At 40.4% G+C, this 13,206-nt stretch carries 11 protein-coding genes; 6 read left to right on the top strand and 5 right to left on the bottom strand.

Annotated elements, in window-relative coordinates:
* Positions 1 to 5 precede the first annotated feature (5 nt).
* Together IL355_RS18400 and IL355_RS18395 are read right to left on the bottom strand one after the other, a co-directional pair.
* Positions 6 to 1,196, bottom strand: coding sequence for an efflux RND transporter periplasmic adaptor subunit (locus tag IL355_RS18400; RefSeq protein ID WP_192463563.1), 1,191 nt, complete (start codon positions 1,194 to 1,196; stop codon positions 6 to 8).
* A 12-nt stretch (positions 1,197 to 1,208) separates the two neighbouring features.
* Complete coding sequence (locus IL355_RS18395; RefSeq protein WP_192463562.1) at positions 1,209 to 2,612, bottom strand: efflux transporter outer membrane subunit; 1,404 nt, start codon at positions 2,610 to 2,612, stop codon at positions 1,209 to 1,211.
* 216 nt (positions 2,613 to 2,828) lie between these two features.
* Here IL355_RS18395 and IL355_RS18390 point away from each other — a divergent pair, with 216 nt between their 5' ends.
* Complete coding sequence (locus IL355_RS18390; protein WP_225621334.1) at positions 2,829 to 3,293, top strand: L-rhamnose mutarotase; 465 nt, start codon at positions 2,829 to 2,831, stop codon at positions 3,291 to 3,293.
* Between the two features lie 190 nt (positions 3,294 to 3,483).
* Here IL355_RS18390 and IL355_RS18385 read toward each other — a convergent pair whose 3' ends face one another.
* Entirely contained in the window at positions 3,484 to 3,921 is a 438-nt protein-coding gene (locus tag IL355_RS18385) for a BLUF domain-containing protein (RefSeq protein WP_192463561.1), read from the bottom strand.
* Positions 3,922 to 4,281: 360 nt separating this feature from the next.
* Here IL355_RS18385 and IL355_RS18380 point away from each other — a divergent pair, with 360 nt between their 5' ends.
* Positions 4,282 to 7,635: an apiosidase-like domain-containing protein gene (locus IL355_RS18380; protein ID WP_192463560.1), complete on the top strand. Its 3,354-nt coding sequence runs from the start codon at positions 4,282 to 4,284 to the stop codon at positions 7,633 to 7,635.
* 151 nt (positions 7,636 to 7,786) lie between these two features.
* Here IL355_RS18380 and IL355_RS18375 read toward each other — a convergent pair whose 3' ends face one another.
* Positions 7,787 to 8,878, bottom strand: coding sequence for a hypothetical protein (locus IL355_RS18375; RefSeq protein ID WP_192463559.1), 1,092 nt, complete (start codon positions 8,876 to 8,878; stop codon positions 7,787 to 7,789).
* 260 nt (positions 8,879 to 9,138) lie between these two features.
* Entirely contained in the window at positions 9,139 to 9,423 is a 285-nt protein-coding gene (locus IL355_RS18370) for a DUF2188 domain-containing protein (protein ID WP_192463558.1), read from the bottom strand.
* A 661-nt stretch (positions 9,424 to 10,084) separates the two neighbouring features.
* Between IL355_RS18370 and IL355_RS18365 the strand changes: the two genes are divergently transcribed.
* The 4 genes from IL355_RS18365 to IL355_RS18350 all read left to right on the top strand — a co-directional run bounded on the left by IL355_RS18365 (position 10,085) and on the right by IL355_RS18350 (position 12,880).
* Positions 10,085 to 11,317, top strand: a complete 1,233-nt coding sequence (locus tag IL355_RS18365) for a tyrosine-type recombinase/integrase (protein ID WP_192463557.1) — start codon at positions 10,085 to 10,087, stop codon at positions 11,315 to 11,317.
* 100 nt (positions 11,318 to 11,417) lie between these two features.
* Positions 11,418 to 11,639, top strand: a complete 222-nt coding sequence (locus IL355_RS18360) for a type II toxin-antitoxin system Y4mF family antitoxin (protein WP_192463556.1) — start codon at positions 11,418 to 11,420, stop codon at positions 11,637 to 11,639.
* Positions 11,626 to 11,958 (top strand): HipA N-terminal domain-containing protein, encoded by a 333-nt coding sequence (locus IL355_RS18355; protein ID WP_192463555.1) that lies wholly within the window; start codon positions 11,626 to 11,628, stop codon positions 11,956 to 11,958. The genes IL355_RS18360 and IL355_RS18355 overlap by 14 nt, the downstream gene beginning before the upstream one ends.
* Entirely contained in the window at positions 11,951 to 12,880 is a 930-nt protein-coding gene (locus IL355_RS18350; RefSeq protein WP_192463554.1) for a HipA domain-containing protein, read from the top strand. The genes IL355_RS18355 and IL355_RS18350 overlap by 8 nt, the downstream gene beginning before the upstream one ends.
* The last annotated feature ends 326 nt before the right edge of the window (positions 12,881 to 13,206 follow it).

Genomic DNA, 13,206 nt, shown 5'->3' with positions numbered 1-13,206 from the left:
TTTTTTTAGTCCGATGCGCCTTCTGTACGTAAACCTATACCATTGGTTACCGTGCTTAAATCTGTAATAACTATATGATCGCCATCTTGAAGTCCTTTACTGATGTAGGCATATTCATCATCGTTAAGCATTATTTCAACTTCCCTTATCTCCAGCTTTTCCTCTTTCATTACCCATACGGTCTGGTTGTTCCTTATAAAGTCCCGACTGAGCCTGACCACGTTGGCAATGGGCTTGGCCTGAATATTCACTTCAACAAAGGTTCCGATCATCATTTTGGGAAGGGTTTCGTCTTTTGGAAGGGTGGCCAACGGGTCTGGGACTTTTACCAAAACACGCGCTAGTCTGGTTTGTCCATCCAGAGCACCAATCTGTCTATAGAGATATCCCTGCCTTTCAGAGCCTGGACTCCATCCTGTGGGATTCAATATTTTAACCGGGGCACCGGAATTTGAATCGCCATCTGAAAATTGCAGCCATTGCAGTTTGTTGACCGGTATGGCTGCCGTTACCCAATAAAAGTCCGTTCCAACAATACGGCCCAAATCATCCCCGGGTGCCACTTGGGAACCGTTGGTAACGTTTTGGGTAAGAATATGTGCGTCAAAAGGAGCTCTTATAGTGGTTCTGCCCAAATTAAGTTCGGCTTGTTCTTTTGCTGCTTTTGCTGCTGCAATAGTGGCTTTTACGGCATTCAATTGTGGTTTTCTTAATACCAATTGACGCTCGTCATCAGAAAGGGGGCTACCCCCAAACAGCGAATCATTGGCTATGAGTTCCAAATCTTGCACTGCAATCTGCTGCCGGCCCATTTCAGTTGCCAAAGAGGTCTGGGCCTGCATGTATTCGCTTCTTCTAAGTTCTAAGGTGTTTTTGTAATCTGAGGGGTCTATCTGCATGAGAACTTGCCCTTTTTTTACAAAACCCCCGGGGGTGAAGGCCGGATCCCTGCGAGTTATTTGTCCGGAGACTAGTGGACTTAAAGTCACGTCCTCTACCGGTTGCACCGTTCCGGTAGCAACAATAACCGGTTCAAAAGTTCCCTTTTGTACTTCCATAACGTCTACCAACATGGCAGTTTCTACGGAAGCCCCTTCCCTTTCGGCCTCGGGTTCCGTAAAGAAAATAAGTGTAGTCAACAAAATTCCTCCGCCTAAAATAGCCAAGCAGATATAGAGTATTTTTTTATTGCTCATAGAGTGTTTTTCTTAGTTGTTCAGTTCACGTTCCGTTTCAAAACCGCCAGCAAGTGCCCGGTAAAGGCCAATTCTAATTTGTATATGCTGCAATTGGGCAGCCACCAAATCCCTACGTAACTGTTGTTCTTGGTCCAAACCTAGCAACACGTCCAAATAAGGGCTAAAGCCATTGAGAAATTCTACTCGTAGCTGTTTGTTGCTTTTTTCGGCCAATTGTAATTGCCTTTCAATATTTTCTAGCCGTTCTTTTTGCTTGATATCTTGAACCATACCATCTTCTACTTCCCTGAAAGCAACCAAGGTTGCTTGTCCGTATTCTAAAAGTCGCTGCTGCTTAATGGCCTTGTTACGGTCTGCTTCGGCCTTTAATTGTCCACCATAAAAAAGTGGGGCCAGAATATTTCCGGCTAGGGAATAGGCCCAGTTATCAAAAAGGTTGTCAAAATTATTGGAACGCAATTGTCCTCTGGCGCCTAGTGAAATTCTTGGATACCTACTACGTACAGCGAATGCCATATCACGATCTGCCGCTAGTAAGAGAGCATAGGATTGTTGAATATCCGGTCTTCGGCGTACCAATTCCAAGGGCAAACCAGCATTGGGCAGTCCATTGGGATTAGGTAGGTTTAAAGTTTCAAAATTTAGATTTTCTTGAGGTTGACGCCCCAGTAGCACTGCCAATTGATTTTGTAAAAGACTCACGTTGGTCTCAAAAATAATTTTCTGTTCCTTGGTGCTCTCCAAGAGTTGCGCCTGCCTAAGAATGTCAACAGCCCTTATTTGTCCACCGACAAAACGGGACCGGATCAGCCGAATTATATCTTCGTTCGTAGCTATTTGGCTCTCAGTTATCTGAAGTTGTTTTTTAGCCGCCATCAATTGATACCAAGTAGAGGTGATTTCTGCGGAGAGGGAAATTGCTGCAGCCTTATAATCGTAAAGGCTGGATTGTGCCCTAAACTTCTCTGCTTGAACTGCACTTTTGATTCTGCCCCAAAGGTCCAGCTCATAACTGGCAGAGAGACCCAATTGTGTGTTTTCGCCTCCCACAAAATCAGGCTCGGGAAGATTGATGGCCGTTTGGGCCGAGGCATCAATTTGAGGCCATTTATTTCCCGCTTCCCTCGATACTACTGCTTTGGCCGCTACAAACTGTTGCCATGTAGCAGCAAGATTGAGGTTGTTGCTCAAAGCGCTATCGATTACACTATTTAATTTAGGGTCGTTAAAGGATTTCCACCACTCATCTGGCTGTATCTCCTTTCCTGTTGTAGAAAATGCTGAAATTTTATTCAAAGGCAATTCCACATTGGTGATTTTGGGAGCACAGCCTATAAGGAATAACAAAAGAGCACCAATTAGAAATGGTTTATTTGTTTTTAACATCATACTTCTATGAAGAGGAAAGCGCATTTTTTTGGTTTTTGGGTCGGGCAGGATGAACGGTAAAATCCAAGACCTTCTAAAATAGCCGATCCCGACTAGAAAAAGTGCTAATAAAAACTTAAAGGTTGACTCGAATGAGTTGAAAGTTATTCCAAACAACTGTTTTATAAAAGATACTCCTATGAACTGAATTTTCCTTAAATAAAGTGTATTGCATATATTTAAAATCTAAATATGTTAGATATGAAAGAAAAAATAATCCTCTACCTAAGTTCACTATTTCTGTTATTAGTTATGTCAGGTCCATTGATGGCCCAAGAAACTAATGATTCATATGGCTATGTTCAAAAAGCCCAACCCGCACCTGTAAAAAGATATTGCCAAACTTTACAACTAAAAGATGACCCTGAACTTATTGCCGAATATGAGAAATGGCATCGTTCTGAGAATATTTGGAAAGAAATCACCGCTGGATTGAAAAAAGTAGGGGTCATCGATTCGGAAATTTATAGGCATGGCACTCTATTAGTGATGATATTGACTGTACCGGCAGATTTTGATTTTGAAAAACAAATGGGAAAATTGGCAGGATTACCTCGTCAGGCCGAGTGGGAAGAATTTATGAGTAAGTACCAAGCTTCTGACCCCGACGCTTCCTCAAGTGAGAAATGGGTACAAATGAAGCGTATTTTCAAATTGGATTCTTAGGAGACTACTGTTATAAAGAAAAAAAGAGGATGGCCCCACACCATCCTCTTCCAATATTTAAATTGTTCCCCACAAACAATTTACCTACTTATGATAAGACAAAGCTCTTGGTATTTGATTATGGTCATTTGTTCAATAAAAGATAGAATTAACTCAAAAAATCAACGGTCTGAATGGTAGTGTTTTGGGATTAAACTTTTTTAGGAGGTAATGAAAGTAAAAGTTTCATCTTTTTCCAAAACAGTATAGCGGTCACGTTGGTAGGCTTGCTGAGGTCTGCCAATAACATGAGATTTCTTTTGAACTGTTCAAATTCGGCATAACCCATTGCTTTTTCATCAATTGGATAGTAAGCCATACCCCAATCGGGAAAATTACGTTCGGTAATATCATCTTCAGAAAACATTTTAATCTTTGAGTGCCTATCATCTTTTTCAATGTTTTTGTAAAGCTCCAAGACGGTTTCCTTAGGCCCTTCTAAAATTTGAATAAACTTCCCCATGTAAAAAATAAGACAGCCTGTAATTCCATTTTGGGAGTTAAAGTTTTGGGCGGTGACTAGAATTTTTTCGATGTCGTTATTCGTAAGCTTTGGATTGGCTTGTGATTCATAGGTTAAGGTGTACATTTTATAGGGATTAGGATACGCTGGCTAAGGTAGTCATTTGATGGATAGGTATGGATTTAATTTTTGCTTGGTCTGCTGAATAGGGTATCGAAAAAATTTTTATGAAATCCCCAACCTTTAAGAGTTTATATGGATACCCTCACTTAAATCAGAACCTTTTATTAGTTCATCATCCTCTAAATTTTAAAGTGATTTTCGAATCCTTAACAGTTTTTTATTCCGCTAGTAGTGCATTACCTATCTTTTTGTACGATTTAAACTAATTGGAAATCCATCATTATAATTAAAAGCGTAAGTATATTTTTGTAAATATATATTGCTAAAAAAGAATAACCCCAAAATCTCAAAATTCCCCCGATCATGACAAATTTATTATCTAATGCTTACATACGTATTGTATGTATATTGCTATGTGCCTTTACGGCTATTAACCTTTCCGGTCAGGTAAGTAACGACAGAGCCCGCGTAATGGAGGTGGTTGAAGTTACATTTAATAGCGAGAACACTTATGACAATCCGTATACCGAAGTGGATGTATGGGTAGAACTAAATAAAACGGGATCGGCAGAAGAGACCTACCGGGTTCCTGTATTCTGGGATGGCGATAATATTTTTCGCGTCCGTCTGGTAGCTACTTCACCGGGAGAATGGACCTGGAGGGTAATTGACAGCACTATTACCAATGAAGATCGTGGCTTTGTAGGTAAAACCGGTTCTTTTCTTGCTGATCCTGCGGAGGTTCAGAGCAATCCCAATAATCGTGGTTTTATAAGGGTCGCTTCAAATAACCGAACCCTTGAATATGCCGACGGTACTCCATTTTTTTATACGGCGGATACTTCATGGTCCGCATTGACCGCTGTTTTCGGTTTCGATACGGCAAACAGTATTTCTGGCATCTCCTTTAAAGACTATATAGCTGAAAGAAAGCGTCAGGGCTTTAATGGGCTGAATGTTATCGCCAGTTTTCCAGATGATACCTATCTCATGCAGCAGGGAAGAAATTTAGATCGTAAGGGTACCAAAACCGGTTTATGGTCAAGCGGCACTTGGGGGAAAAAAGTGGCACCGAACGGGGCGACTCCTTTTGAAATGAAAAAGCCCGGGCAACCAGTGACCGATGCCAGTCTGGAAGTGGATTACCGAAGAATCGTACCCGAATACTGGCAGGCCGTGGATGAAAGAATGCAATTTTTGTCCGACCAGGGATTTGTAACCTTGTTCGAATCCGTAAGAAGGCATGAGCGCTGGCCGTTTCGCGCGCAGGAAGAAAAGAATGCCTTTTATAATTACATTAGATATCTATGGGCACGTTATGGCGGCTACAATATGATATTTAGCTGGGTACACCATGATACGAATTCCGGAAATGTATATCCGGGTTGGCTTGAACTTGTGAGGGATGCCCATTTGAAACTTAGCAAGCAATTAGGTAATAAGATGCCTTACGGCCAGCCAAGAACCGCAATGTCTTTCAATACCACCCTACGCAATTGGGATAAAGATTTACCGAACGCGCTAGATGTGCAAAATGTAAGCAATGCCGAAAGGGATGAAGACATGCACCGGTGGTTGAAGGATATCTACCTGGATCAGCCTGTAAAACCTGCTTTAAATTTAGAACCCTTTTATCCTGGTTGGGGTTTGCATTCACAGAATGAGATAGAAAAAGGCCTTGACGATACCACCATGGCACAGATGCAAATGTACGGTTCGGTTTTAAGTGGTGGACTTGCAGGCCATGCCTGGGGCGATGCGTGGTACGCCGGTGCGGCAGCATCTACCTCTAGGAGTTCCGAGAATGGAGGTACAATAGTTCCAAATAATGACCCTCAGCGAAATGCCTTGAAAGCGTTTGAATCACAGTCTATGGGCCACCTTAAAAAATTCATATTGGATTCAGGGCACGATTATAAAAAATTAATCCCTGCGGCACATACCAACCTGAGCGATAGTCAAGATTTTAGGCACACACTTGCCATGGATGAAAAGGCGGACTTTGCCCTTGGCTTTTTTACTGCTGATTTACGGTCTAGCCCTGAGGCCTTGCCTAGGCTTACGAATCTAAAGAATTCGGAAACCTATCAATTTCAATGGTGGGATGTGACCAATGGTGTTTGGATCGATGTCGGTGAAATTACCACTGACAATAGCGGTACGTTAAAAACACCCAGTGTGCCTAACAACGACCGGACAAAGAATTGGGCGTATAGAATTCTTTCAGAAGCTATAGATAAGGAGGAACCGATTGTGGAGACTCCACAGCAGGAGGAGCCAGAAAGTTTTGTACTCCGGATCAATGCGGGAGGGGCGGAGGTTTACCATGCCGGAAATGTTTTTTCAGCGGATAATTATTATGATACGGGAAGCACTTTAAATAGGCCCCAGACAGGTCTGGAAGACCCTTTTAGAACCTTCCGCTATAGCCGTAGTCAAGAGATGGGTTACGATATTCCTTTGGATAATGGGGAATATTCGGTGAGGTTACATTTTGCGGAACTTTGGTTTGGGGCCACCGATGGTGGTCGTGGTACCTCAGGAAGCCGTGTTTTTGATGTGCGTATGGAAAATCGTCTGGTGGAAGATGACCTGGATATTTTCAATGAAATAGGAGCGGAGTCTATACTGGTAAAGTCATACACCGTTATCGTCGAAGACGGGACGTTGAACATTGATTTTTCTGCGTTGGGTGCGGATGGAGGAACTAGACATCCCGTTATTAATGCCATTGAGGTTTTTGGTGAGCAGAAAATATCGGTACCCATAGAAAAGCCTGCTGTTGAGGGTCTCGTTGGTCACTGGTCTTTGGATGACGCGATAGGAACGCGGGCTACCGATTTCAGCGGAAACCAATACAATGGATTTTTGGTTGGTGGTATCAACTTTAAAGACCATGCGATGAATGGCAAGATAGGTAACGGCCTGTCATTATCGAGAGCAAAGGATTTTGTAACCTTGCCCGATATTGACCGTTCAATTGATACCCAGTTTACAATAGCGGCGTGGATTCATCCCGAAAACGTATCAGGCGATTATCAGGGTATTGCAGGAACCCATACCAGCGGTGGTTTTATGACTTTTGTTTATGATGGTTCCCTTGCTTTTGCACTGCAAACCGATGAAGGTAGAAAACTGCTGACACACGGTACGATAACAGCCAATACCTGGCAACATATTGTGGTTTCCTATGACGGCAGTGCCATGACTTGGTTCATCAATGGAAAGGAAGTGGGCCGTGAGGCACATACCGGACGCGTATCAAATCGTGAAATGGGCTATATCGGTTGGTCTGGTTGGGGCAATGAGTACTTTGAAGGGGGTATAGATGATGTAAAACTATTCAATAAGTCACTTTCAAAAGAACAGGTATCAGAGCTTTTTGAAGAGGATAGCATAATTGAAGAATCTGTCAATTTAACCGCCAAAGTAGGTCTCGTCAGTATCAATAATGAAAACAATCAAAACCCTGATACTGAAGAGGTTCTTTCTGGCTTCGTTTACCCGAATCCTACAGTAGGTCGGGTTCGGCTCAACAATATCCCCACTGGGGAAAAGGAAATTTTGGTAAGCGATTTTTCAGGTCGGGTCCTCATGGATATAAAAACAGATGCAGAAGAGCCTGAACTCGATTTTTCCGCTTTGCCCGATGGAATTTATACGGTGAAAGTTTTGACGAATGGATTGGAACAGGCCTTTAAAGTGGTGAAGAAATAGCGGTATATCAATCAGATAATATTTAATGAACATCCCGATGGTCAAGTCATCGGGATGTTTTGTTTGCAGGTAGGGCAAAGAAGGCATACGCCATGGCGTATGCTTTTTTGGAAGTAAATTTTCAAAACTTAGAATGTATTTATTTAATGGCCTACCTCGTATTTCCACAAGAAATTACGTCCCCCAATTTTCTGCTGGTTCTTACCCGCACGGTAGAACTGGTATTTCCCTCGATGGTCTTAATTCGGGTATTGTTAGTTAGATTGTTGGGGTCGTCTACAAAGTCAATAAAAATACCACTATGCTGTCCACCGCTTGCCCATTGAAATCTTAGATAATCGCCGGGATTCAGCACATAGGAACCGTTCATGATTTCGCTTATCTGATGGGCCCGATTCAGGGATGCAAAATAATCTTCCATTGATTGTGAGCCAATATTTCCATCCGGGGTGTTCCATCTAGCCTTCTTCAATGCCCAACTTGCAAATTCACTACACCAGGCATTTTCGGTTTCGTATTTGGTAGGGTCGGTCTTGCCAATCTCCCTGGCTGCCCAATGAATTTGAGCAATCCAATTGTGGTCTATTTGGTCGAGCTTTGTCTCTAAAATCTGAGCTGTCAACGAGATAAATCTATTGGGTTCCATGATGGAATCGTCCAACCAAACATTTTGGTCCCAATCCAGAATAGTTTCACCGCTATGTACAATTTTAATATGGTCAATTTTGATGCCATCTCCACTTTCCGTCTCCAACATTAGTTCGTCCCATGCATCGGTGGGAATTCCTTCCATATAGCTCTGTATGGTATTGAAATCCCATTTTAGGGTGTCTCCACGTTGGAAATTAGTTGTAGGCCTTCCGTTAAGTTGAACGGTATGCCCTTCACCAAAATGTAGTAAAATATGATTTGTAGTGCTACCGTGTGTATCGTTTCCGTCACTAATGGTGATTTCAATATAATTTTCCCTTATCAATGGTGAACCTTCATCGGCGCTTTGGCTAAATGCCATTTTTGGCGCACTGGCCTTGGTCAGTCTTTTACGATTAAATACGATGGCTTTGGTGCCCTTGGCTATTCGCTCATTAATCGCAATAGGATTCGTCTTATTAAGAGAGGAAAGGGCCCAGGCGTTGAGACCGGTCTGTTCGGCAATGTCTTTGGGCAAGAAAAGGTCTTGAAGTTTATCGGTTTTACGTAATGGACTAAGGGTGCCGATGTTTGAAATACTTTGGGTCAACATGTCTTTATAGTTTAAGTGGATATAAATTTTTAAAAGGAGGAGTCAAAGCACTGATTTTGAGTCCTTTTAATCGAAAACATGTTGAAAGTACAATGTGAATATAATTTTCGAAGGCGGATTTGTACAGATGGTGCGCATTTTTGTATAGCTAGAATATATGAAGCTGAAATCGATTAAAGCATGTGGATAAATTTAATGTTGCCACATTTTTGCTTTATTTAGGCAAAAAAGACCAAAGTTAGCGCACTTGACATTGGAGTTTATTCCCCATAGCTTATCCGGTCTCGAATACCGCCACTTTCGCGGTGTATAATGACATCGGATTTGTATTTTTTGGCTAAGCTTTTGGCCTTTCGGATTGCTGTGCTTTGTTTTCGATGTTTACTTGTGATACGCTGATTACCTTCCCGCCGTACCGCCCAAGCTTCTTCGTAAGGTACTACATGCTGGTGCCAAGTTCGGCCTCTCTTGCTTTTATGTAGGTCGTTAAAAAAGACTTCAAAAACTTCTATAAGTGTCCGTAACCAAGATTTACCTTTTGCCATCTAATTCTTTAATTCATAAGTCTCTTTTAGTGAACACTACCTAATTCTTGCATAATTAAATAAAGAATTGCTTGCTAGTAGGTTCAATGGAGGGCAGGACTGCTGCCCATTAAAAATATGAATTCTTTGGAAAGACGCTAACATCCTTTGTGATATTCTAAAATACGAAGCTTGGCTTCGTTGTGATCGTAAATTCTATTTTATACACAACTTAAAGCACGTCTTGAATTTTTAATCGCTTTTAGGGAAGGGGCGAGCAGGGGCGCAAGCCTTTGAATCCCGTAGGTAGAATTGAAAAGCCACCGATAAGGTGGCTTTTTTTTATGGAGCCGGAGAATTACCTGCGGTGTTCCCTTGAGCTTCCGTTCTGCAAATACAACTGCCTGTCTTTTAAAGACAGCTGCCTAAAAACAAAAGACCCAATCAAGTAAACTTGTTGGGTCTGTTCTGTTTTTATTCACAACGCAGTTGTGAGTGATCGTGGAGCCGGAGGCTATCCTTTCTTATAATTTTAATTATTCGGTTTTAATATGTATGTTTCTATAAAACAGTTGTTTATGTCGAAATTTTACTGCTGTTTATAACTTTTTTAACTAAATAGATATAACATTTTTGTCAACGATTTTGTCAACGCGTTGACAAACTGAATTTTTTTAAAATTATGAAATGTACCTTTTTTCTCCGGAAATCAAAAGCCGAAACCGAGACCTTAATTATGTTTTCTTGCTACTTCAATCAAGAAAAAAAGAAGTTCGTTTATTCTACCCAAAAATCCATTTTACCCAAACATTGGGACTTTGAAAACAAGCACCCATTCAAAACTGGTAAAAATGTAAGTCATAATCAGGCTGCCATATCAAAACGCCTCCGTGATTTTGAAGATGCCTTCCATTTGATTAGATCCCGTTCAGAGTTAGGTGAAATGCAATTTGATAGTCATACTTTAAAAGAACACTTTGATAGAACATTTGAAAGAGTTAATAAATCAAGCTCTTTTTTTGAGGTCTATGACAAATTCACTAAAGAAAAAATAAAACTGAAGGAGTGGAAAAAGTCAACCATCAAGCGCTATACGAATATTAAAAATCTATTATCGGAATTTGAGGAAGTATACAATTATAAATTGACCTTCGGTAAAATCAACAAAAAGTTCTTTACGGAGTTCACCGATTTTTGCTATGAGTATAAAAATCATTACACCAATACGTTCAGCAGAAATGTGGGGCTCTTCAAAACATTTATGTTTTGGTCCCAAAAGAATGGTTTCGCCTTTAACGTTGCTTTCAAAGACTTCAAAAAACCGCAACGCGTTTTGACCCGTGAAGAAGTGTTAGGGTTGGAGCAAATACTTGAACTGTATAAAACACCTTTTAGAAGTCCGCATTTGGAGAAAGTTAAAGATGCATTCGTATTTCAATGCCTCACTGGAATGCGATACGGAGAGCTGAAACTTATCAATAAAAGAACAATAACCCCAACCAACTGTATTTTATTGAAGGAAGAGAAGAATAGTAATAAAGCTACCCGTCTTATTCCGTTGTCCAATATAGCTTTAGAGATATTGCGGAAGTATGATTATCGGCTACCCTTGATATCCAATCAAAAACAAAATGATGCCATAAAGGAAGTGATTGAACAAATTGGCTTAACCCATGATGTCGAATACTCCAGGACTAAAGGGGTCGTGCAGGAGCGGTTCGTAAAATCATTTCACGAGCGGATTTCAACGCATACTGCCAGAAGAAGCTTCATAACCATCCTGCGGAATATGGGTATTGCAGATAAGACCATAATGAGTATTAGTGGCCATACTGATATAAAATCCTTCAACCAATACCATCAAGTAGATAATACAGCTAGAATTACGGCTATTAATTCGGTCTTTAATTCCTAATTATATGTTTTAACATATAAAAAAGAGTGTTTTTAAAGATATTATACGTTTTTACATATAATTTGTTATTTTAGTGCAAAATTATATTTAATTACATATAATGAAGGAGTTGTCGGATTTTGTAAAAGAACGAAGAAAAGAGGTGGGTCTAACCCAAGAAGAATTTGCCGAAAGGGCAGGGGTGGCATTGACGGTAGTACGCAAAATAGAACAAGGTAAAACCAACCTTAACCTTGAAAAGGTAGACCAGGTTTTGAAAATGTTCGGGCACAAATTAATTCCCGTAAGTCTAAAAGATTTGGATAGTAATGAGGCAAGCTAAAATATTTTACGATGCTATTTATTGTGGTCTGTTAACGGAAACGGATGATGGGGAATACACGTTTGCCTATGATGAAGTGTATATAACCGATTATCCCGATCAATTTATCACTTTTAATATGCCGGTCAGTAGTGAATTATATACCGACAAGAGATTGTTTCCCTTTTTCGAGGGATTGATACCAGAAGGTTGGTTGTTGAACATTGCTTCCAACAGTTGGAAAATTAATAGAAATGACCGTATGGGGTTATTAATGGCCTGCTGCCAAAATTGTATTGGGGCGGTGAGTGTTGAACCCATAATTCAAGAAAATGAATAGGTGCTTATATTGTTATCAAGAAATCGAAGAAGGAGACTTTCATGCATCATGTAGTCTTGAATTTTTCGGTACCCAAATACCACCCAAAATAGAATATTCATTGAATCAAATGAGTGAGTTGGCCAAGAAAGTGGTCGAACGAAGTATTGCGGTACCAGGGGTGCAGCCAAAGCTTTCGATGTCCGTTTTAAATGAAACAGGAAAGGATAGTAGGTTAACCGTCGTTGGTGCGCTTGGGGGCAATTATATCTTTAAACCACCCTCCAAGGATTTTCAGGAAATGCCGGCAAACGAACATTTGACAATGAAGATGGCCAAACTGTTCAATATCGATGTGGTACCACATTCATTAATACGGTTGTCTTCAGGTGAGCTATCGTATATTACCAAACGAATCGATAGGGAAGAGGATGGAACAAAGATTCACATGTTGGATATGTTTCAGATTACGGAAGCCTTCGATAAATACAAAGGCTCAATGGAACGTGTTGGTAAGGCCATTACTTCCTACGCGGAGAATACGTTGTTGGACAAGCTGCGATTATTTGAGCTAACGGTATTTAGCTACTTGACCGGTAACAACGATATGCATTTAAAAAATTTCTCATTGATAAATTCTACTTATGGTTGGACCTTGTCACCCGCTTATGATTTGTTGAATGTTTCCATTGTAAACCCTGAGGATACGGAAGAGATGGCGCTGAGTATTGCGGGTAAAAGAAAAAAAATTGCTAAAAATCATTTGGTAGAATTTGCCCGGGTCCTAGGTTTAAATAACAAACAAATTAATGGTGTGTTCAATCGCTTTATCGAATCTAAAGATGTCGCTTTGGATTTGATTGATGAATCATTATTAAGTGAAGAAATGCAGCTAACGTATAAAGAACTACTTAAAGAAAGATTTGCCAAAATTTTTGATTAGTCTTTTATAAGATGGAAATTACGAATCCTCTTTCTTCGTGTAGCTTTTCCCTTTTTTTAGAATAAGTACATTTTTAGGGAATTCTACACATTTTTAGAGGTTGGTGATTTTAAATAAGAATGAATTAACCAGACTTTTGACTTTTAGAAAAAAGAAAAAATTATAGCTTATAGACATTATAAAATGTGTTCATACCAAATTGAAGACTTACCCGTTTTCGGACAGTTCTAAGTTAAACAATCTTCTTTTTTCATTGGGGCTAGCCCCAATGAAAATTCTTTAAAAATTCTGTTCGGGCTTTTCCTACCGAGGGATTTATGGGGATG

The sequence above is a fragment of the Euzebyella saccharophila genome (assembly GCF_014855495.1).
GTDB lineage: Bacteria > Bacteroidota > Bacteroidia > Flavobacteriales > Flavobacteriaceae > Euzebyella > Euzebyella saccharophila.
This window is presented reverse-complemented; position numbering and strand designations above follow the sequence as displayed.